Here is a 19,320-nt window from a genome sequence, read left to right on the forward strand (position 1 = left end):
TTGCTGTAGGGCTTTGGGGGGCGCTTAGGGGTTTTTCGCGTCGATGGCTAGCGAAAAAGGGGAAGTCACGCCGCGGCGCGGAAGCGCAGAACGCTGTGATAGCCGTCCGCGTTGATGTCGGCAGAAAAGGTGCCGCCCAACTGATCTGCAAGCATTTCGATGATCGACGTGCCCATGCCGCCGCTACTATCCGCATTCTCGTCGGTGCTGGCTGCGGCACTGCCTTGGCCGTTATCGTCGTAGGCCAGAACCAGCTCACCATCGGGCGTCTGCGTTAGTTTCAGCGTTATTTCACCAGCGCGGCCATCGGCGAAGCCGTGCTTTTGCGAGTTGGCCGACAGCTCTGCCACGATCAGCCCCAAAGCCGCGGCTTCCTGAGACGTCATCGTGGCATCCTTGCACGTCGTGTCGAGCGTCAATGTCAGGTTCGGCGAAAGAGCGCCGCTAATCAGCTCCACGACCGAGGTCAAATATTCCGCGATATCAATCCGTTCGCCTGCGTTGGTTTTGTACAGCGCCGTGTGCAGGGCGGCGATGATCTCGATGCGCTGCTGCATCAGGGTCAGGGCGTGGCGCGCGCCTTCATCGGTCATAACCCGCGCCTGAATCCGGGCCATCGCAGACACGGATTGAAGCGAGTTTTTCACCCGGTGGTCCACCTCTAGCCGCAACATTTCTTCGCGGCGCAGGGCAAGGCGCAGTTCCAACTGACGCATTACCTGTTCGGCCATGACCTTCAGGGTGTCGCGCTGCAAATCGGTCAAGGTGCGGGGCTTTTGGTCAAGCACGCAGAGCGTCCCAAGGGGCAGGCCATCAGCCGTTTTCAGCAGAGCGCCGGCGTAAAACCGCAGGTTCGGCTCGTCCATACAAAGCGGGTTACCGCACAGCCGATCATCGGACAGCGTGTCGGGGATTTCCATGAAGTCGTCCAACAGCAGGGCATGGGCGCAAATGGATTCGTCCAACGCCAATTCTCGGGTGCCAAGGCCCACTTCGGCTTTAAACCACTGCCTGTCTTGATCGATAAAGTTGATGACCGCAAAGGGCACATCGCAAATCCGAGCGATCAGCTCGACCACGGAATCATATTCGGCCTCGCGCTCGGTATCGAGGATGTCATAGGCGTGCAGGGCCGCGACGCGGCGATCGTTTTGGGGGTGCGGCGATGCTACGTAACCCTTGGCTGCTGCCGGGTCGATCAACGGCGCCATGTCAGGAACAGTTTTTGCGACGGAGGCGAATGACGACATCGACTTTCGCAACCTCGAACCCTTCGGGAACATCGGGAAGGCTTTTGATCTCCAATTCAGCCGCTGGCGCGTCTTTGAGCGAGCCACAGCCTTCTAGGTAGAAGTGTGGGTGGTCATCCACACGGGTATCAAAGTAGCTGCGGTTTCCGTCCACGGTCACTTCTTGCATCAAGCCCGCATCGCAGAAGGCGCGCAGCGTGTTGTAGACAGTTGCCAAGGACACCTTGTCGCCAGTGCCAAGGACTGCCTCGTGCAGGCCTTCCGCCGTAACGTGGCGATCTTGGCCATCGCCCACCAGCAAGGACGCCAGCGCAAGGCGTTGGCGAGTGGGGCGGAGTTCGGCCTGGCCGAGCCAGGTCTGAGAGCGTTCAAGAGCTTCGGGGGTCATGGTGCCCGTGGCTTTCTATTAGGTGTTCCCCACATATATGGCCTATTGCGAGCGCTTTGCAAATGCCAATACATCCTGTGCATTATCATGCAAAATAGGGCGCACTTGCGCCGGAATTAGGCGCAGTGATAGGTGTTGTGTAAGCCGCAAGCGGCAAGAAACACGAAGAGCAGGGGCCCCTATGTCCAATTATCCAACGAGCTTTGACCGCGATGAACTTCTGCGCTGCGCGCGCGGAGAGCTGTTTGGCGAGGGCAATGCCCAACTGCCAGAGCCGCCAATGCTGATGATGGACCGCATCACCGATATCTCGGGCGATGGCGGTGAGCATGGCAAAGGTCATGTCGTGGCCGAGTTTGACATCAAGCCAGACGCTTGGTTTTTCGACTGCCATTTCCCCGGAAACCCGATCATGCCGGGGTGCTTGGGCCTTGATGGTCTGTGGCAATTGACGGGCTTCAACCTTGGCTGGCGCGGCTGGCAGGGTCGCGGTTATGCGTTGGGCGTGGGCGAAGTGAAGCTGACGGGCATGGTGCGGCCGGACCGTAAGATGCTGACCTATTACGTGGATTTCACCAAGGCGATCCAAACCCGCCGCCTGACGATGGGCGTGGCCGATGGCCGGGTCGAAGCCGATGGTGAGGTGATTTACGTGGTGAAAGACATGAAGGTGGCCTTGAGCGAAAGCTAAGGCGCGGCGCCCTTGGGGATTGCTCAAGGGCGCATTTTTTTCGTGTTGCGTATGTTATGTGATAACATATTGTGTTTGCGACTGAACCTAGCCAATGGATCACCCATGAGAAGCAATCGCGGGGCCACGAGCCTTCGGGCCCGCAAGCGGTCTGGCACGCCGATGCGGGACTTTGATAAACTTCCCCCGAAGTTGCGGGCCTGGACGACGCAGGCGGTTTTGCCGTGGCGCGCCAAATCAGTGGAGCGGGCCTTTGCCAAGGCGCTGCGATCCACGGGATGCCCGGATCAGGCGTTGCGGGAACTGGACCGCATCCAGCGCAAGCTTATTGCGCGCGATGTGCAGCGGGTCTGGGGGAAGGGGCATCCCGCAGCCCTCGGGGCACAAGAACGGCAGCGCGCGCCTTAGGGTCCTGACCGTATCGGCACTGGCCTTGCCTGCGGGGGGCGGCCTGCCTAGAACCCGTCCCAAACAGGAGGGATCCCCATGGCAAGTTATTTGCGCGGCCATTGGCAGTTAATCGCGTTAACCATTGCGGCTTTCGCCCTATGGTCCACGCCTGTCGTGATGCCTTTGAAGCTGCTTGTGGTGTTTTTCCACGAGTTGTCGCACGGGGTCGCGGCCGTGCTGACAGGCGGCTCGATCGAGTCGATTTCGGTGAACTTCCAACAGGGGGGAGAGGCCTGGACGCGCGGCGGCTCACGCTTTTTGACGCTGACGGCAGGCTATCTGGGGTCGCTTCTGATCGGGGTCGGACTGCTGATGGCGGCCTTGAAAGGTCGAGCGGATCGCAGAGTTTTGATGGGGCTCGGCGCGCTGATGCTGGTCGTCTTGGTGCTTTATGTGCGTGATCTTGCGGCGGTTGTCATCTGTGGTGCCACGGGCGCTGCGTTGATCGCGGCGGGGCGGTTTTTGTCTGCATCCATATGCGATTTGATCCTGCGGATCATCGGGCTGAGCAGCATGATCTACGTCCCCTACGACATATTCGACGACACCCTGCGCCGCGCCTCGCTGCGGTCGGACGCAAGAATGCTGGCGGAAGAGATCGGCGGCACCACGATGATGTGGGGCGTATTGTGGCTGATTATCAGTTTCGCGGTAATCTTCTGGTGCCTGAGAAAGGGCCTTGGGCGCGATAGCAACATTTCCTTTGGCCGCTAACGGGTTGCGCCATGAGGGGCCGAACGCCTAGATACAGGTAAGAGGCAGCAAGAGGAGAACGCCATGCGCCGCGTCGTCGTGACTGGATTGGGCATCGTATCCCCCATCGGAAATAATGCCGCTGAGGTAACAGAAAGCCTTAAGGCGGGGCGGTCCGGGATCGAAGCATCGCCTGAAATGGCGGAGCATGGGTTCCGCAGCCAAGTGGCTGGTACGTTGAAAATCGACGTGGCCGAGCATGTGGACAAACGCGCGCTGCGGTTCATGGGGCCGGGGGCGGCTTACGCCCATATCGCGATGGGGCAAGCGATTGCCGATGCGGGGCTGGAAGAAGCCGACGTGATTAATGAGCGGACCGGCTTGATTGCGGGCTCGGGCGGGCCATCGACCAGCGCGATGTTTACGGCCCATCAAACGGTTCTGGAAAAGGGCTCTCCCAAGCGGATCGGGCCCTTTGCGGTGCCCAAGTGCATGTCATCCACGATCTCGGCCAACCTGTCCACGGCCTATAAGATTAAGGGCATTAACTATTCGATCACCAGCGCCTGCTCCACCAGCCTGCATTGCATCGGCTCGGCGGCTGAGCAGATCATGATGGGCAAACAGGACGTTATGTTTGCGGGCGGCGCGGAAGAATTGGACTGGACGCTGAGCTGCCTGTTCGATGCGATGGGCGCGATGTCCTCGAAATACAACGACACGCCAGAACGGGCGAGCCGGGCGTTTGACGCGGACCGCGACGGGTTTGTGATCGGCGGCGGCGGCGCGATCTTGGTGCTGGAAGAGATGGAGCGCGCGGTGGCCCGCGGCGCAAAAATCTACGCGGAAGTGACCGGTTTTGCCGCTACCTCGGACGGCCACGATATGGTCGCGCCAAGCGGTGAAGGCGGCGAGCGGGCGATGCGTCTGGCCATGCAAACGCTGCCCGAAGGCCGCAAAGTGGGCTATATCAACGCCCACGGCACATCGACCCCCGTGGGCGATGTGGGTGAGGTTGAAGCCGTGCGCCGGGTCTTTGGCCAGGGTAACACGCCGGTGATTTCCTCAACAAAATCAATGACAGGCCACGCACAAGGCGGCGCAGGGGCGTTGGAGGCGACGTTCTGCTTGCTGATGCTTGACGGAGATTTCATCACCCCGTCGATCAACGTCGAAACGCTGGACCCGGCGCTGGACCCGTCCGAGATTGCGACGGCGTTCAAGGCCGATGCGGGTCTTGATACAGTTATGACGAATTCGTTTGGTTTTGGCGGCACGAATGGCTCGATGTTGCTGAGCCGTTTTGAGAAGTGAGAAGAGAGAGCATGGCTGATTTGATGAAGGGCAAGCGGGGCCTTGTGATGGGCGTCGCCAATGAACGCTCGATCGCGTGGGGCATCGCCAAGGCGCTGCATGGGGAAGGCGCGGAACTGGCGTTCTCCTATCAGGGAGAGGCCTTCGGCAAGCGCTTGGCTCCGCTGGCAGAAAGCCTTGGCAGCACGTTAACGGTGGATGTGGACGTAAACGACGACGCCTCGATGGACGCGTGTTTTGACACGTTGAAGTCCGAGTGGGGGTCGCTGGATTTCGTCGTCCACGCGATTGCGTACTCCGACAAGAATGAGCTGGCGGGCCGGTTCATCAACACGACGCGGGCGAACTTCAAGAACTCTCTCACGATCAGCTGTTATTCGTTTATCGACGTGGCCAAGCGGGCCTCGGAACTGATGCCCGAGGGCGGAACGTTACTGACGTTAACCTATCAGGGCAGCAACCGCGTGACGCCGTTCTATAACGTGATGGGTGTGGCGAAGGCGGCGTTGGAGTCTTCGGTCCGCTATCTGGCGAACGATTTGGGCCCGCAGGGTATCCGGGTGAACGCGATTTCGCCGGGGCCGATGAAGACGCTGGCAGGGGCGGCCATTGGCGGGGCCCGCAAGACGTTCAAGACCACGGAGGCGAATGCACCGATGCGCGCGAATGCGACGTTGGAAGCCGTGGGCGGCACGGCGGTGTATCTGGCGTCTGATTACGGTGCCTGCACCACGGGCGAAATCGTGACAGTGGACGGCGGTTTCCACGTGCTTGGCATGGCACAGCCCGAGAACCTTTAACGGCGCGATTGGCCCAGGCGTTGCGCCTTGGGGCGCTGCCCCAAACCCCGGGAATATTTGAAGAACGAGGAAGGGGGGCGTTGCGGCCCCCTTTTTTGCGTGTCACGATTTGAAGGAACTATTGGGGAGAGGTTCCATGGCCAAGATCACCACATGTATTTTCGATGCATATGGCACGCTGTTTGATGTCGCAGCGGCGGCACGCGCTTTGGCGGGGCAACCGGGGAGAGAGGCGTTCGCCGAGGTGTGGATGCAGGTGGCCAATGATTGGCGCTTGAAGCAGTTGCAGTATTCGTGGCTGCGCGCGGTGGCGCGGGATCATTGCGATTTTTGGCAGGTGACGGGCGACGGGTTGGATTGGGCCTTGGCGAAGGCGGGTTTGGATGAAGCGCAGTTGCGAGAGGATTTGTTGGGCCTTTACTGGGAGTTGGACGCCTATCCTGAGGTGCCTGAGATGTTGGCGCGCTTGAAGGCCGCGGGACTGCAGACGGGCATTTTGTCCAATGGATCGCCCGATATGCTGTCGGGCGCGGTGGAAAGCGCGGTCATCGGAGAGATGTTGGACGCGGTCTTGAGCGTGGAGGATGTGGGCGTCTTCAAACCGGATGTGAGGGTCTATGATCTTGTGGGGAAGCGCTTTGGTTGCGCGCCGGAGGAGGTGTTGTTTGTGTCCTCCAACGGGTGGGACGCGTCTTTTGCGGCGGCTTACGGGTTTGATACCCTATGGGTGAACCGCGCCGGGGAGCCGATGGATCGGTTGAGCGGGAAGCCGGGGCGCGAGGCGGCGGATTTGACCGGCGTGGCGGCGCTTGTGGGGGCCGCTTGATGGGTTTTGTGACGGCGCCTGATAGGGTGCGGATTGCCTATGACGACCAAGGCGAGGGGGTGCCTTTGCTGTGTCTGCCGGGGCTGACGCGCAACATGGATGATTTTGAGCCGGTGTTGGAACATTACCGGGGCCGCGCGCGGGTGATCCGGGTGGATTTTCGCGGGCGCGGGGCCTCGGACTACGCGGATTTCGCCACCTACACGCCGATGCAGGAGGCCCAGGATGTGGTCGCATTGCTCGATCATTTGAGGCTGGAGAAGGCTTGCGTTCTGGGCACGTCGCGGGGCGGTTTGGTGGCGTTGATGATGGCCGTCATGGCGCGGGAACGGCTGAGCGGCGTTATTTTTAACGACATCGGCCCCGAGATCATGGCCGAGGGTTTGGCCAACATCATGGATTATATCGGCAAGCCGCCGTCTTATAGATCGCTTGCGGAGGCGGCAGCGGCTTTGCCGGGCATCTACGCGGGTGCGTTTCGCAACGTGCCTGCCGCCACGTGGGCCGCGTTCGCGCGCCGTGTGTGGCGAGAGGAGGGCGGCGCGTTGCACTTGCGCTATGATCCGAAGTTGCGCGATGCGGTCGCGCCTGCCTTTGCGCCCGGTTTTGAAGCGCCAGATCTTTGGCCCTTGTTTGACGCGCTGGACGGCGTGCCCCTCGGCCTGATCCGGGGGGCGCAATCTGACATTCTATCGGCGGAGACAGCCACCGAGATGCGCCGCCGCAGGCCAGACATGGCCTTTGTGGAATTGGGTGACCGGGGCCATGTGCCGTTTCTGGACGAGCCGGGATCACGGGCCGTTATCGACAGTGTTTTGGAGAAAAGTGCATGATCACGATCAGCGATATTGAGGCTTCGGCAAAGCGGGCGGAAGGGGTCGTGCGGCGCACGCCCCTGCTATCGTCGCCCTTCCTGGATGAGATCGCCGGGCGCGAGGTCTACCTGAAGGCCGAGGTGTTGCAACACACGGGATCGTTCAAGTTTCGCGGCGGTTGGTCGGCGTTAACTGCGTTAACCGATGACCAGCGTGCGCGGGGCGTGATCGCCTATTCATCGGGGAACCATGCCCAAGGGGTGGCGCGAGCGGCGCAGATTTTGGGTGTGCCTGCGACGATCCTGATGCCGGACAATGCGCCCGCGCTGAAGATCGCCAACACCCGCGCCATGGGCGCTGAGGTGGTGCTCTATGATCGCGCCGGTGGTGAGGATCGCGGCGCCATTGGTGCCGCCATAAGCGAGGAACGGGGCCTGACCCTGGTAAAGCCTTACGACGACCCGAGTGTGATGGCGGGGCAGGGCACTTGCGGGTTGGAAATCGCGGAGCAGGCCGCAGAGGCAGGCGTGACAGAGGGCACGGTTCTGACCTGCTGCGGCGGGGGCGGGTTGACCTCGGGCATCGCGACGGCGCTGGAGGCGAAAGCGCCCGGATTAACGGTGCGCCCGGTGGAGCCTGAGGGCTTTGACGATGCCGCGCGGTCGCTTGTGGCTGGTGAAATCCTGTCCAACGAGGGCCCGGAGGTCGGATTGTGCGACGCCGTACTGACGCCTGCGCCGGGGGCGCTGACGTTCCCGTTGATGATGCGCCTTTGCGGGCCGGGGATCGTGGTGACGGACGCGCAGGTCAAAGCGGCGATGCGCCTTGCGGCGGTGCGCCTGAAGCTGGTGGTGGAACCCGGCGGCGCGGTCGCCTTGGCGGCGGCGCTGTTTCACGGCGATACCCTCGCGCCCGGTCCGGTCATTGCGACGCTGTCGGGCGGCAATGTGGACCCGGCGCTTTTCGCGCAAATTCTGGCGGAACCGGGCGCGGATTAATCCGTCGATAGCACCTTGCGGGCGGCGGCGGCGAAAGCGCGCGCGTCCTTTGGGGCTTGGCCCAAATCTGCCGGAGACCTCAGCGGCGGCATCGGTGCGTCGGGGTGCGCCTCGGCCACCAAATCGGGCAGGGGGCGGCCCGTTTCAATCGCCTCTTTTGTGAGCCGTTTCACCTCGGCTTGGGCGTCGGGGCGGCGCAGGGTTGCGGTCAGCGCGAAGGACAGCGCCTCGGCCCGGATCAGCCCCAGCGGATCGGTCAGGCGCGCGGCCATGGCGGAGGCATTAGGCGACAGGCTGCGGGCCACATCGCCTGCCAAGGCGCTGGCGCGGGCGGCGGCGGAAATCAGCGGCGGCAGCGTTAACCACTCGGTGAACCAAGCGGCCCCGTCGCGGGCTTCTCCATGGGGGACGGACAGGGCCGAGAGCTGCGCAGGCGCCATCCGCGCCAGGGCCACAAGCGCCGAGGCTGCCACGGGGTTCTGTTTCTGCGGCATGGTCGAGGACGCCCCCGCGCCCCCTAGCTGCACTTCCCCCACGTCGGATCGGCTGAGCCGCAAGACATCTTCGCCGATCTTCCCCATCGTGGTGCTCACGGCACTAAGCCATTGTGCTATTTCGATAATACGCCCCCTGTCGGCGTGCCAAGACTGCTGCGGATCGCTCAGGCCTAAGGCCTCGGCCAAGGCAGAGCGCAGGGCCGCAGGGTCCGGGCCCAATTGGCTGGCCGTGCCCGCCGCGCCGGACAGGGATACGCAAAGCGCGTGGCGGCGCAGGTCTGGCAACCGCTCCAGCAGGCGAATGACGGGATAGCCCCATGTGGCCACCAACGCGCCAAAGCTACTTGGGACGGCTACTTGCCCATAGGTGCGCGCGGCCTGTGGGGTTTCGGCGTGAGCGTCGGCCATTTCGGTTAACACCGTTAACAAATCGCGCAGGCGCGTCTCCATCAGCACCAGAACTTGCCGCAAACGCAGACTTTGGGCGGTGTCCTGGATATCTTGCGACGTCGCCCCCCAGTGGAGGAACTGCGCGTGTTCCGGGGCCTCCAGTGCGGTGCGCATCGCGCCAATCAGACCCGGCACCACCACGCCATTCATCCCCGCAAGCCCCATCGGATCGATCTGGATCTCCATCGTGGCTCGGTGGAGGAACACGCCCGAGACTTCGGGGATCACCCCTGCCGCCCCTTGGACCTTCGCCAAAGCGCCAAGCACCAACATCATGGCGCGCACTTCGGCGCTGTCAGACAGCAGGCGCGCCACCTCGGCGTCGCCAAAAAGATCACGGTGAAGAATGCTGTCGAAGACAGAAGTGCTCATGGCAAGTGCCCGATTTCGCTAAGGAATGTGCTGAGGTGTTTGGCGTAGGTCTGGGGGTCTTCCACGCAAGGAAGGTGTCCCGCGCCGCGCATCAGTTCGAACTTGGACCCGGGGATCAGCTCGGCTAGTTCACGGACCAAGTCCGGCGGCGTCGCCCCGTCTTGGTCGCCCGCAATGACCAGCGCCGGCAGGCGCAGCGCCGCCGTTGTGCTGTAGAAATCGCTGCCCGCGATGGCCGCGCAACAGCCGGTGTAGCCTTCCACGGGGCAGGTCTCGACCATCCGCTGCCAGGGTGCCACGGCAGGGCTTTCGCGGAACGCGCGCGAGAACCAGCGCTCCATGATCGCGGGGGCCATGGGGGCCAGACCACCCGCGTTGATGGCGGCAATCCGGTCCTCCCACATGGCGCGGGTGCCGATTTTGGCGGCGGTATTGGACAAAACCACAGCGCGCACCAAGTCCATGCGCTTCGCTGCCAGCCCCTGCGCGATCAGCCCCCCGATCGAGAGGCCGACGAACACCGCATCGCGCACCTGCAAGGCGTCCATCACCCTCTCGGCATCGCGCACCAATGTGCCCATGCCGTAGGGGGCGGGCGGGCAGGTTGATAGCCCGTGGCCGCGCTTGTCATAGCGGATCAGTCGCAAGCCCTTGGGCAACAATGGCAACACCGGGTCCCACAACCGAAGGTCCGTCCCCAGCGAATTGCCAAACACCACCGTCGGCCCATCCTCGGGCCCATCCACCTGCACATGCAGGGACACATCATCGAAATTCAAAACATCCATGGCACCTTGTCCCTCAATCCCGCCACTTTCCGCAAGCCGATTACGCTGCGGCCAAGTCGCAACTTACCTCTCTAATGGCGCGTTTTGTCTCGCAATTGCGCGTATCACCCGCAATGGTAAGGCACCACAGGACCGGAGAGCCCCATGCCCAAGACCATCCGCGCCGCCGTCTGCCACAGCCATGGCGCGCCGCTCAGCATAGAAACCGTCACCCTGCGCGACCCCGGCCCCGGAGAGGTCGAAGTCACTCTGGAAGCGGTGGCGATCTGCCACTCCGATATCTCCTATATGGAAGGCGCATGGGGCGGCGATTTGCCCGCGATCTATGGCCATGAGGCGGCAGGCAAAGTCACCGCCGTGGGCGCGGGCGTCGCCCTGAAAGAGGGCGACCGGGTGATCGTCACCCTGGCCAAATCCTGCGGCCAATGCCCGTCCTGCGCCTCGGCGCAACCGATGTATTGCGGCGGCAACACCCCCGAGGCTCAGGTGATTACAACCCCTGACGGCGCCCCCGTGGTGAAAGCCATGAACTGCGGCGCCTTCGCCGAGGCCGTCGTGGTGGACGCCAGCCAGACCGCGCCCATCGGCGATGATATCCCCTCGGACGTGGCCTGCCTTCTGGCCTGTGGCGTGCCCACAGGGGTCGGCGCGGCGATCAACACAGCCAAGGTCAAACCCGGCGATAAGGTGGTGGTGATCGGGGCAGGGGGCGTCGGCCTCAACGCCATCCAGGGCGCGCGTATTGCGGGTGCTGCCCGGATCGTAGCGATGGATCTCGAAGAAAAGAAGCTCGAAGACGCCATGGAGTTTGGCGCCACCGATACGCTTCCCGCCCAAACCGACAAGCCCTGGAAGGCCCTCTCCAAGCTGCTCGGCGGTACCCTGGCCGATCACGTCTTTGTCTCCGTGGGCGCCATTCCCGCCTACGAGTCCGCCCTGCGCCTGCTCGCCCCCCGTGGCACCGCCTATGCCGTCGGCATGACCCATAATGGCGAAACCACCCCCTACGAGCCGGTCATCTTCGCCGCCACCGGCCAGGGCATCCGTGGCTCCTTCCTCGGCGAAGTGGTCCTCAAACGCGATATCCCCTGGATGGTCGACCTCTATAGCCAAGGCCGCCTGAAACTCGATGAACTCATCTCCGCCCGCTGGTCCCTCGATCAGATAAACGAGGCGATCTCCGACACCAACACAGGCCAAGCCCGCCGCAACGTCATCACCTTCTGATCGTGCGCGCCGCTCCTCCATTCACCTTGGCCGTACACCTCTAGGGGGTTTGGGGGACTAGTCCCCCAATCACGCAACAGACATGAAACTCGACACACTCGAAATTTTCGCCATAGCTCCTCCGCCCCCCGGCTGGGGGGGGCGCTATTGGCTGATCGTCCGCCTCACCACCGATACCGGCATCACCGGCCTCGGAGAGGTCTACGCCGCAGGCGTCGGCCCCAAAGCCATGCAGGCCGTCATCGAAGATGTCTTCTCTCGCCACATGCGCGGCGAGGATCCTGCCAATATCGAGCTGATGTCGCGCCGCGCCCATTCCTCTGGCTTTACCCAACGCCCCGATCCCACCGTGTTCGGCGCGTTCTCCGGCCTCGAAATCGCCTGTTGGGACATCCTAGGCAAAGCCCGTGACTGCCCCGTCTACGCGCTTCTGGGCGGCAAGATGAACGCCCAGATCCGCGCCTATACCTACCTCTATCCCGAGCCTCACCATGATCCCGTGGCCTTCTGGACTTCGCCCGAGATGGCCGCCGAAAGCGCGTTGGCCCGCGTAAACGAGGGCTACACGGCGGTCAAATTCGACCCCGCCGGCCCCTATACGATCCGGGGCGGCCATATGCCCGCGCTCAGCGATATTGACCTCTCGGCCCGCTTTTGCGCTGCGATCCGTGATGTTGTGGGCACCCGTGCCGACCTGCTGTTCGGCACCCATGGGCAATTCTCTCCTTCGGGGGCAATCCGACTGGCTAAGGCGATCGAGCCCCATGATCCGCTCTGGTTTGAGGAACCTATTCCGCCTGATAACCTTATCGGACTGGCAGAAATCGCCGCCCATACCCCGATCCCCGTGGCCACCGGCGAACGGCTCACCACGGCGGGGGAGTTTGCCCAAGCACTGCACCACGGGGCGCGGATCTTGCAGCCCGCCCTGGGTCGTGCAGGTGGGATATGGGAGGGCAAGAAAATCGCCACCCTCGCCGCCGCCGTTGGTGCGCAACTTGCGCCGCATCTTTATGCTGGTCCGGTGGAATGGGCCGCGAATGTTCATCTGGGTGTCAGCTGTCCTAACCTTTTGATGGTGGAGGCGATCGAGACGCCGTTCCACGATGCGCTCGTTACCGGGCGGCCCCGGGTCGAGAACGGTTTTGTCGCGGCCCCGGACCGCCCCGGTCTTGGGATCACGCTGAACGATGATGTGGCCCTTGCGAACCTCTATACGGGCGATCGTTTGCATCTAGAGATGCAGGAAGCGCCCTGTGATTGGCAAAACGGCAATGCCTTTGGTGGCGGTGCGGTGGATTAGATCGGGTGAGGCCCCCGGGCCGAGGCCCGGTCTACGCCCGACGCGGATACTTCGGGGCACCGCGCGGTGTGTCGCCCCCCCGTAGACCGGGCCTCGGCCCGGGACCGTCCCCGCCTAACGCTCCACCTCTTGGGCATATCGCAACTGCGCGATTTCCTCGTTCTTCTCCGAGGCTTTCAGCGCGGTCATCTGCTCTTTCACGTAATCCAGATGGTGGATGACGGCAGCTTTCGCGGCCTCTGGATCGCGCTCTTGGATCGCGCTGTTCATGGCGCGGTGCTGATCCAGAAGGATATCGCGGGTGGCGCGGTTCTTGAACAATTGCTGGCGGTTGAAGAACACCCCTTGGCGTAGCAGATCAAAACTGGCGCGCATCATATGCAGCAGCACGACATTGTGGCTGGCCTCGATGATCGCCAGATGGAACTCCGCATCCAAGGCGGCCTCATCGGCGGGATTGCGTTTGCGGTGGGCTGCTTCCATCTTCTGTAAGATTGCCCCGATCACCTTCAGGTCCGTATCCGAGCCATGCACCGCCGCGCGTTCGGCGGCGATACCTTCAAGGTCCTGGCGAAACGAAATGTAGTCAAAAACCGCTTCTTCATGGGCCGACAGAAGGGCAATCAACGCGGGCGAAAAGGCGGAGCCAAGGACATCGGCCACATAGATCCCCGCGCCCGCGCGGGTGGCCAGAAGACCCTTTTCCTGCAACTCGGACACGGCCTCGCGCAGGCTGGGGCGGGACACGCCAAGGCGTTCGCTCAACTCTCGTTCCGAGGGCAAGCGTTCCCCGGGGCGCAGAATGCCGCGCAGGATCAACTGTTCGATTTGCTTGACGACCGAGCGAGAGAGCTTTTCCGCTTCGACACGTTGAAATGGCATGGGCCCTCTGCCTCCCTCAGCCTTGGCGGAATTGGTCAAAGGATATGACCACAGCCGGGGTCTGTCTACCCGCGATCAAGGGGCCCGATACGAAAGCGGCCCGCCCAAAGGGCAGGCCGATGACGTTGTGCGTGCGTGAGAGGCCGCGCTTAGCGGGGCCGAATAATGACTTCGACCCGACGGTTCTGCTGGCGCCCCTCAGGGGTGAGGTTGGTGGCAAGCGGCTCACTTTCGCCGCGACCGGAAGACTGCACACGCGATGGGGCGACTCCCGCCTCGAGCAAGACGCCAGCCACGCCTTGGGCGCGTCGGGTAGAGAGGTCTTGGTTATAGCCCGCAGACCCGGTGTTGTCGGTGTGGCCCACCACCTGCACATCGGTGTTGGGATATTGGTTCAGGTTGTTGGCCAATGCCCGCAGGTCCGATTGCAGACCGGCGCGGATGGCGGCGCTATCGATGTCGAACAAGATGCCTTCTGGCATGGTGACGACAAGCTCCGACCCGGTATTCTCGATCAGGATGCGGTCGTTGGAGAGCGCCCCGCGCAGGTCTTGTGCCTGACGGTCCAGCGCGTTGCCGATCAGCCCGCCTGCGGCGGCACCGGCTGCCGCGCCAAGCACCGCGTTGCGGCCCTGGTTTTCGCCGCTGGCCGTTGCGCCGATGAAGCCGCCCAAAAGGCCACCGATGACGGCACCGTCACGGGTGCGGTTTTGGCCGTTGGCCGTGGTTGGTGCCACGGTGTTGCCGACGCAAGCCGTTAGGGCCAATGCGCTGGCAGTGGCCAGAATGAGGGGTTTGATATGTCTTGCCATGAGTGAAGCCTTTTGCCTGTTGTCCCGTTTCCCGCGGGAGTCATTGCGGCCATTATATCAGGCTGTGACGGTTGGCACAGGGGGAAAGTGGGGCTGGGGGAGCCACGGGCGGGCCTTGGCCGATTTTGGCGACTTTTCAGACGGCTCCTCCGGGCGGGGCCCGTCATCGCCGCATCTTTCAGGCCGCGCCGTCTTCCGTTGTGGCGGCTTCCCAAGCCAGCATGGCGCGTTTCACCGGAAGGCCCCAATGATAGCCGCCCAAGCCGCCGGATTTGCGCAACGCGCGGTGGCATGGGATCAACCACGAGATCGGGTTGCGCCCCACCGCTGTGCCCACGGCGCGCACGGCACGGGGCTTGCCAATGGCACCTGCAATCTCGGAATAGGTTGTGACGTGGCCCGTGGGGATCGACAGCAATGCTTCCCACACTTTGATCTGGAACGGGGCGCCGATCAGCGACAGATGTAAGTCGCCCGTGCCATTGAATGCGGCCTCGGCCATGGGCCTGAGAGAGGCGGCGTCTTCCACATAATCGGCATTGGGCCAGCGCGAGCGGAGGTCCTCCATCGCCGCTTCTGGCCCGGTCTCTGCGGCGAAACCGATGCCGCAGATGCCCTTTTCGGTGGCCATCACCAGGGCGGGGCCGAAGGGGCTGTCAAACCACCCCCAACGGATCGTCAGGCCCTTGCCGCCGCTGGCATAGGTGCCGGGGCTCATCGCTTCCCACCTCAGGAACAGGTCGTGCAAGCGCCCGCCGCTGGTCAGCCCGGTTTCCCCCACCGTGTCGAGCACAGTAAAGCGGTCCGCCAGCAGGCGGCGCGCGTGATCCAGCGTGAGATACTGCTGGTATCGCTTGGGGCTGACGCCGACCCACCCGCTGAAGGTGCGCTGGAAATGGGCCGGGCTCATGCCGAGGGCCTTCGCTAAATCATCAAGCGATTGGTGTGGGTTAGCGTCAATCAGGTCCAACGCTCGGCGCATGACGTTGAAGTGGTAGCTGCCGGATGGGTCTTGGTCTTGGGGCATGGCGCAAATCTCCGTTAACGGCATTAACCTATCGCAGAGCGCCGCCGTTTCGCGACCCGCTTCTTGCGGGAAGGGTGGGGGGCTTGCCCGCCCGCCCGTGTCGCGCCAAAAGGGACGCTATGGCAAAAGCGCTTCCATATCATACGATTCACGAGATCTTCACGCGGTTCCGCGATGCCGAGGCCGAACCCAAGGGCGAATTGCACCACGTCAATGTCTATACGCTGGTGGTGGCCGTGGCGCTGTCGGCGCAGGCGACGGACGCGGGCGTGAACCGGGCCACGGCCGAGCTGTTCAAGATCGCCGACACGCCGCAAAAGATGCTCGACCTTGGGTTGGAGGCGGTGACAGAGCATATCAAAACCATCGGCCTCTACCGAAATAAAGCCAAGAATGTCATCAAGTTAAGCCAGATACTGGTGGATGAATACGGGGGCGAGGTGCCCTCGTCGCGCACGGCGCTGCAATCTCTGCCGGGGGTGGGGCGCAAGACCGCGAATGTGGTGCTGAACATGTGGTGGGGGATGCCCGCACAGGCGGTGGATACCCATATTTTCCGCGTCGGCAACCGGACCCTGATTGCGCCGGGCAAAGACGTGGACGTGGTGGAACGCGCGGTGGAGGACAACATCCCCGCCGAATTCCAACTGCACGCCCACCACTGGCTGATCCTCCATGGGCGCTACATCTGCGTGGCGCGCAAACCCAAATGCGGCGCTTGTCTGATCCGCGACCTCTGTGTTTTTGAAGACAAAACACCTGATCCCTTGCCCGGAAAGGCCAAAAGATGAGCCGTCAGAATGTTTCCTCTGGATCATACCTGGAGCCTCAGATCGGGTTTTCGCGGGCGGTGCGCATCGGCAATATGGTAGCCGTCGGCGGCACCGCCCCGATTGCAGCGGGCGGCGGCACCGATTGTATCGGCGACGTTTATGGCCAGACCAAGCGCTGCCTGGAGATTGCGTTAACGGCGTTAACGGATGCAGGCGGCTGTGCGTCCGACGTCATCCGTACCCGCATAATTCTGACGGATATCAAGACCTTCAAGGACGCGGCCCGCGCCCACGCCGAGGTGTTCACCGACATTCGCCCCGTCACCACGGTGATGGCAGTCTCCGCATTTGTTGATCCCGACTGGTTGGTCGAGATCGAACTCGACGCCATTCTAAAGGACTAGAACCCATGGCCCAGAAATACGACCTTGTCGGCATCGGCAACGCGATTGTTGACGTGATCTCTCATGGGGATGAAAGCTTTCTGGACAATATGGGTATCCAGAAAGGTATTATGCAGCTGATCGAACGGGAACGCGCCGAGATCCTGTACGGCGCGATGACCGACCGCGTGCAAGCGCCCGGCGGATCGGTGGCGAACACGGTTGCGGGGGCTGGGACACTGGGCCTGAAAGCAGCGTTCCTTGGAAAAGTGAAAGCCGACGCGTTGGGCAAATTCTACGCAGATGGCATGTCGTCGGACGGAATCGACTTTCCCAACCTGCCCGTAGACGGCGATGTGCCGCCCACGTCCCGGTCGATGATTTTCGTCTCGCCCGATGGTGAACGCTCGATGAATACCTATCTGGGCGCGGGCGCTGATTTTGACGAAGGCGATGTGGATGCAGGTGTTGCGGGCGACACGCGCTACCTGTTTCTGGAGGGCTACCTCTACGATAAGGACGAGGGAAAGCGCGCCTTCACAGCCGCCGCGCAGGCCTGCCACAAGGGCGGCGGCAAGGCGGGAATTTCACTGTCCGATCCCTTCTGCGTGGATCGCCACCGCGACGATTTCCGGCGCTTGATCGCCGAGGAAATGGACTTCACCCTGGGCAATGAAGAAGAGTGGCTATCGCTATACCAGGTGGACGATATCGACGCCGCGCTGGCCAAAGCTGCAGCCGATTGTGAGACAGTGGTTTGCACCCGCTCGGGCGATCCGGTGATCTTGATCCGCGACGGCGAGCGTGTCGAAGTGCCGGTCACGCGCGTCACGCCGGTGGATGCCACAGGCGCAGGTGATCAGTTTGCAGCGGGTTTCCTTTACGGGGTCGCCACCGGACAAACCCTTGAGGTCGCAGGCAAAATGGGCGTCGCGGCGGCAGCAGAAGTTATCGCCCATGTGGGCCCCCGCCCCAAACGCCCCCTGCGTGAGGTTTTTGCCGAGCAAGGTTTGATCTGAGGTTAAGGCGGGCACATGGCGGACCTTATTGCACAGTTGAACATGGGCACGGGCAGCATTGCGATTTTGCTGGTCGGGCTGGTGTTCAAACTTGCCGGGTTCGCCGTTCGCGATGAAATGTGGCTGCGGGTTCTGGTGGTTTGCGGCTTCATCTGCGACGCCGCGTATTACTTCTTCCGCGCCGAGCCGATCTTGCCTTCGGTCTTCTCGAACATTGCGCTGCTCAGCATTAACGTGGTGCTGATCGTCGCGATCGTGTCCGAGCGGACAACGTGGCGTATGTCCGCGGATGATCGGCAGACATTCAGCCATTTCCCGACTCTCACCCCGGGCCAGTTCCGCCGCCTGAGAAAAATGGTTAAGGCAGAACTCGCCGATGCCGGTGCCGTGCTGACCCAAGAGGGCGTGCCGGTCGCGGACCTGATGTTGGTCTTTGCCCCCACCATCACCATCACCAAGGGCGGAGAGAGCTTTCCCACACGAGGCCCGGCTTTCGTGGGTGAGATTGCATTTTTGACAGGTAACGTCTCCAGCGCTGATGTGACCTTGCCCGATGGCGGCACGGTTTTGCGCGTGGATAGCACGGATTTACGCAGACAAATGGCGCGCTCGCCCGGGTTCAAGAACGCAATGATCGCACTATTCGGCGCAGAGTTGGCGCGCAAGGTGGCGGAGTCAGTGCCGATTGTCCCGGACGTCGGGACAGAGAAGGTTAACGACGTTAACCCATCTTAGATTAGGGCTCTACGACGACCCTCTCGCGGTTGGCGGCATCGATCTTGCGCTGCGCCTCGATTTGCAAGGCACCGGAAACGGCGAGGGCGAAGGAATGGTCTGCCTCTAACTCTCGGATCAGGGCGGCGCGGGGCAGGGTGAAAATGTGGGCCTCGGTCGTTATTTCGACATCGGCGGTGGCCTCGCCACCATGTTGAATCGTTAACTCTCCGATCAATGCACCGGGGCCAAGGGTGGCGACCGTCGCGCCATGGGCACGGACATCGGCGTGGCCTGATCCGATGTAGATTAGCTCATGCACAACTGCGCCCTGCCGCGACATAATGGTGCCGGGGCTGACGGTTTGCCAGCGCCCCAATCGCAGGAATTTGCGGGCCAGATGGGGCGGAAGGGTGCTGAAATGGGCGGCAAGAAACGCCTGTTCGTCGGGCGTGAAACGGGCTTGGCTGTGGTGCCACGCCAACCGCGCCAAGCCGACCAGTGAAAGAACGATCCAGAAGATCTGAATCAAAGCCGAAGACAGATTGAACGCCTCGTTTAGGCTGATCAATACGGCTGAGGCGGCAAGCAAATTCATCACCGTGTAGGTGAGAGAGCTGCCGCGCAGAAGGCCCAGTTGCAGGCCGCCGTAAGCCGACAGGTATAGGGCAACCCCCAACAGGCCGGAGGCCGACCAGATCGAAAATTCCATGGCTGTCTTGTCCTTGCAGCAAGAGAAAGCCCGCGTCGCCCAACAGGGTGGACTGCGACACACCGGCCTGTCAAATCCCGCGTCGATGCCGGAAGGGTTTGCGACGACACGGAAAATCCGCCACGATCCGTGCTGC

At 62.4% G+C, this 19,320-nt stretch carries 22 protein-coding genes; 14 read left to right on the top strand and 8 right to left on the bottom strand.

The genetic code is table 11. The features are described 5' to 3' along the window. Window positions 1-65: 65 nt before the first annotated feature. Together K3728_07280 and K3728_07285 are read right to left on the bottom strand one after the other, a co-directional pair. Window positions 66-1,250 (bottom strand): ATP-binding protein, encoded by a 1,185-nt coding sequence (locus K3728_07280; protein ID UWQ97011.1) that lies wholly within the window; start codon window positions 1,248-1,250, stop codon window positions 66-68. Then, complete coding sequence (locus tag K3728_07285; protein ID UWQ97012.1) at window positions 1,213-1,638, bottom strand: transcriptional repressor; 426 nt, start codon at window positions 1,636-1,638, stop codon at window positions 1,213-1,215. The genes K3728_07280 and K3728_07285 overlap by 38 nt, the downstream gene beginning before the upstream one ends. A gap of 181 nt (window positions 1,639-1,819) precedes the next feature. Between K3728_07285 and fabA the strand changes: the two genes are divergently transcribed. The 8 genes from fabA (at window position 1,820) to K3728_07325 (ending at window position 8,225) form a co-directional block, all read left to right on the top strand. Then, window positions 1,820-2,329, top strand: coding sequence for a bifunctional 3-hydroxydecanoyl-ACP dehydratase/trans-2-decenoyl-ACP isomerase (gene fabA, locus K3728_07290; protein ID UWQ97013.1), 510 nt, complete (start codon window positions 1,820-1,822; stop codon window positions 2,327-2,329). A 105-nt stretch (window positions 2,330-2,434) separates the two neighbouring features. Next, window positions 2,435-2,737, top strand: a complete 303-nt coding sequence (locus K3728_07295; GenBank protein ID UWQ97014.1) for a hypothetical protein — start codon at window positions 2,435-2,437, stop codon at window positions 2,735-2,737. A gap of 78 nt (window positions 2,738-2,815) precedes the next feature. Then, a complete protein-coding gene (locus K3728_07300; GenBank protein UWQ97015.1) occupies window positions 2,816-3,493 on the top strand; it encodes a M50 family metallopeptidase in 678 nt (225 codons plus the stop codon). A 63-nt stretch (window positions 3,494-3,556) separates the two neighbouring features. Beyond that, a complete protein-coding gene (locus K3728_07305; protein ID UWQ97016.1) occupies window positions 3,557-4,786 on the top strand; it encodes a beta-ketoacyl-ACP synthase II in 1,230 nt (409 codons plus the stop codon). Between the two features lie 11 nt (window positions 4,787-4,797). Next, entirely contained in the window at window positions 4,798-5,586 is a 789-nt protein-coding gene (locus K3728_07310; protein ID UWQ97017.1) for an SDR family oxidoreductase, read from the top strand. Window positions 5,587-5,722: 136 nt separating this feature from the next. Further along, complete coding sequence (locus K3728_07315) at window positions 5,723-6,412, top strand: haloacid dehalogenase type II (GenBank protein ID UWQ97018.1); 690 nt, start codon at window positions 5,723-5,725, stop codon at window positions 6,410-6,412. Continuing rightward, entirely contained in the window at window positions 6,412-7,245 is an 834-nt protein-coding gene (locus K3728_07320) for an alpha/beta hydrolase (GenBank protein UWQ97019.1), read from the top strand. Before K3728_07315 ends, K3728_07320 begins: the two co-directional genes overlap by 1 nt. Continuing rightward, entirely contained in the window at window positions 7,242-8,225 is a 984-nt protein-coding gene (locus tag K3728_07325) for a threonine/serine dehydratase (GenBank protein ID UWQ97020.1), read from the top strand. Before K3728_07320 ends, K3728_07325 begins: the two co-directional genes overlap by 4 nt. Here the strand turns inward: K3728_07325 and K3728_07330 are convergent. Both K3728_07330 and pcaD read right to left on the bottom strand, forming a co-directional pair. Then, on the bottom strand, window positions 8,222-9,544 hold the full coding sequence (locus tag K3728_07330) for an adenylosuccinate lyase family protein (protein ID UWQ97021.1): 1,323 nt from the start codon (window positions 9,542-9,544) through the stop codon (window positions 8,222-8,224). The genes K3728_07325 and K3728_07330 overlap by 4 nt on opposite strands. Further along, window positions 9,541-10,332: a 3-oxoadipate enol-lactonase gene (gene pcaD / locus K3728_07335; protein UWQ97022.1), complete on the bottom strand. Its 792-nt coding sequence runs from the start codon at window positions 10,330-10,332 to the stop codon at window positions 9,541-9,543. Before pcaD ends, K3728_07330 begins: the two co-directional genes overlap by 4 nt. 144 nt (window positions 10,333-10,476) lie before the next feature. Here pcaD and K3728_07340 point away from each other — a divergent pair, with 144 nt between their 5' ends. After that, window positions 10,477-11,559, top strand: a complete 1,083-nt coding sequence (locus tag K3728_07340) for a Zn-dependent alcohol dehydrogenase (GenBank protein UWQ97023.1) — start codon at window positions 10,477-10,479, stop codon at window positions 11,557-11,559. A gap of 82 nt (window positions 11,560-11,641) precedes the next feature. Further along, the gene (locus tag K3728_07345) at window positions 11,642-12,862 is read left to right on the top strand and encodes a mandelate racemase/muconate lactonizing enzyme family protein (protein ID UWQ97024.1); all 1,221 of its coding nucleotides are present in this window, start codon (window positions 11,642-11,644) and stop codon (window positions 12,860-12,862) included. Window positions 12,863-12,976: 114 nt separating this feature from the next. On the opposite strand, the gene K3728_07350 is transcribed toward K3728_07345, so the two are convergent. The 3 genes from K3728_07350 to K3728_07360 all read right to left on the bottom strand — a co-directional run bounded on the left by K3728_07350 (window position 12,977) and on the right by K3728_07360 (window position 15,583). Beyond that, window positions 12,977-13,744, bottom strand: a complete 768-nt coding sequence (locus K3728_07350; protein ID UWQ97025.1) for an FCD domain-containing protein — start codon at window positions 13,742-13,744, stop codon at window positions 12,977-12,979. A gap of 149 nt (window positions 13,745-13,893) precedes the next feature. Further along, window positions 13,894-14,556 (bottom strand): OmpA family protein, encoded by a 663-nt coding sequence (locus tag K3728_07355; GenBank protein ID UWQ97026.1) that lies wholly within the window; start codon window positions 14,554-14,556, stop codon window positions 13,894-13,896. 178 nt (window positions 14,557-14,734) lie between these two features. Then, window positions 14,735-15,583 carry a bifunctional helix-turn-helix domain-containing protein/methylated-DNA--[protein]-cysteine S-methyltransferase gene (locus K3728_07360; protein ID UWQ97027.1) on the bottom strand — a complete coding sequence of 283 codons (849 nt, stop codon included), beginning with the start codon at window positions 15,581-15,583 and terminating at the stop codon, window positions 14,735-14,737. Window positions 15,584-15,702: 119 nt separating this feature from the next. On the opposite strand from K3728_07360, the gene nth reads away from it, so the two are divergent. Genes nth through K3728_07380 form a run of 4 tightly spaced genes read left to right on the top strand, consistent with a single transcriptional unit; the run spans window position 15,703 to window position 18,493 of the window. After that, window positions 15,703-16,374 carry an endonuclease III gene (gene nth / locus K3728_07365; GenBank protein UWQ97028.1) on the top strand — a complete coding sequence of 224 codons (672 nt, stop codon included), beginning with the start codon at window positions 15,703-15,705 and terminating at the stop codon, window positions 16,372-16,374. Continuing rightward, the gene (locus tag K3728_07370; GenBank protein ID UWQ97029.1) at window positions 16,371-16,760 is read left to right on the top strand and encodes a RidA family protein; all 390 of its coding nucleotides are present in this window, start codon (window positions 16,371-16,373) and stop codon (window positions 16,758-16,760) included. Before nth ends, K3728_07370 begins: the two co-directional genes overlap by 4 nt. Window positions 16,761-16,765: 5 nt before the next feature. Continuing rightward, window positions 16,766-17,758: an adenosine kinase gene (locus K3728_07375; GenBank protein ID UWQ97030.1), complete on the top strand. Its 993-nt coding sequence runs from the start codon at window positions 16,766-16,768 to the stop codon at window positions 17,756-17,758. A gap of 15 nt (window positions 17,759-17,773) precedes the next feature. Continuing rightward, window positions 17,774-18,493 (top strand): hypothetical protein, encoded by a 720-nt coding sequence (locus K3728_07380; protein UWQ97031.1) that lies wholly within the window; start codon window positions 17,774-17,776, stop codon window positions 18,491-18,493. Window position 18,494: 1 nt separating this feature from the next. Here K3728_07380 and K3728_07385 read toward each other — a convergent pair whose 3' ends face one another. Next, the gene (locus K3728_07385; GenBank protein UWQ97032.1) at window positions 18,495-19,184 is read right to left on the bottom strand and encodes a cyclic nucleotide-binding domain-containing protein; all 690 of its coding nucleotides are present in this window, start codon (window positions 19,182-19,184) and stop codon (window positions 18,495-18,497) included. Between the last annotated feature and the right edge of the window lie 136 nt (window positions 19,185-19,320).

Source organism: Rhodobacteraceae bacterium M385 (genome assembly GCA_025141835.1).
Classification (GTDB): Bacteria; Pseudomonadota; Alphaproteobacteria; order Rhodobacterales; family Rhodobacteraceae; genus Gymnodinialimonas.

Coding starts and splice junctions, on each gene's coding strand:
- K3728_07280 (UWQ97011.1), bottom strand. CDS start 1,250: ATGTCGTCATTCGCCTCCGTCGCAAAAACTGTTCCTGACATGGCGCCG.
- K3728_07285 (UWQ97012.1), bottom strand. CDS start 1,638: ATGACCCCCGAAGCTCTTGAACGCTCTCAGACCTGGCTCGGCCAGGCC.
- fabA (UWQ97013.1), top strand. CDS start 1,820: ATGTCCAATTATCCAACGAGCTTTGACCGCGATGAACTTCTGCGCTGC.
- K3728_07295 (UWQ97014.1), top strand. CDS start 2,435: ATGAGAAGCAATCGCGGGGCCACGAGCCTTCGGGCCCGCAAGCGGTCT.
- K3728_07300 (UWQ97015.1), top strand. CDS start 2,816: ATGGCAAGTTATTTGCGCGGCCATTGGCAGTTAATCGCGTTAACCATT.
- K3728_07305 (UWQ97016.1), top strand. CDS start 3,557: ATGCGCCGCGTCGTCGTGACTGGATTGGGCATCGTATCCCCCATCGGA.
- K3728_07310 (UWQ97017.1), top strand. CDS start 4,798: ATGGCTGATTTGATGAAGGGCAAGCGGGGCCTTGTGATGGGCGTCGCC.
- K3728_07315 (UWQ97018.1), top strand. CDS start 5,723: ATGGCCAAGATCACCACATGTATTTTCGATGCATATGGCACGCTGTTT.
- K3728_07320 (UWQ97019.1), top strand. CDS start 6,412: ATGGGTTTTGTGACGGCGCCTGATAGGGTGCGGATTGCCTATGACGAC.
- K3728_07325 (UWQ97020.1), top strand. CDS start 7,242: ATGATCACGATCAGCGATATTGAGGCTTCGGCAAAGCGGGCGGAAGGG.
- K3728_07330 (UWQ97021.1), bottom strand. CDS start 9,544: ATGAGCACTTCTGTCTTCGACAGCATTCTTCACCGTGATCTTTTTGGC.
- pcaD (UWQ97022.1), bottom strand. CDS start 10,332: ATGGATGTTTTGAATTTCGATGATGTGTCCCTGCATGTGCAGGTGGAT.
- K3728_07340 (UWQ97023.1), top strand. CDS start 10,477: ATGCCCAAGACCATCCGCGCCGCCGTCTGCCACAGCCATGGCGCGCCG.
- K3728_07345 (UWQ97024.1), top strand. CDS start 11,642: ATGAAACTCGACACACTCGAAATTTTCGCCATAGCTCCTCCGCCCCCC.
- K3728_07350 (UWQ97025.1), bottom strand. CDS start 13,744: ATGCCATTTCAACGTGTCGAAGCGGAAAAGCTCTCTCGCTCGGTCGTC.
- K3728_07355 (UWQ97026.1), bottom strand. CDS start 14,556: ATGGCAAGACATATCAAACCCCTCATTCTGGCCACTGCCAGCGCATTG.
- K3728_07360 (UWQ97027.1), bottom strand. CDS start 15,583: ATGCCCCAAGACCAAGACCCATCCGGCAGCTACCACTTCAACGTCATG.
- nth (UWQ97028.1), top strand. CDS start 15,703: ATGGCAAAAGCGCTTCCATATCATACGATTCACGAGATCTTCACGCGG.
- K3728_07370 (UWQ97029.1), top strand. CDS start 16,371: ATGAGCCGTCAGAATGTTTCCTCTGGATCATACCTGGAGCCTCAGATC.
- K3728_07375 (UWQ97030.1), top strand. CDS start 16,766: ATGGCCCAGAAATACGACCTTGTCGGCATCGGCAACGCGATTGTTGAC.
- K3728_07380 (UWQ97031.1), top strand. CDS start 17,774: ATGGCGGACCTTATTGCACAGTTGAACATGGGCACGGGCAGCATTGCG.
- K3728_07385 (UWQ97032.1), bottom strand. CDS start 19,184: ATGGAATTTTCGATCTGGTCGGCCTCCGGCCTGTTGGGGGTTGCCCTA.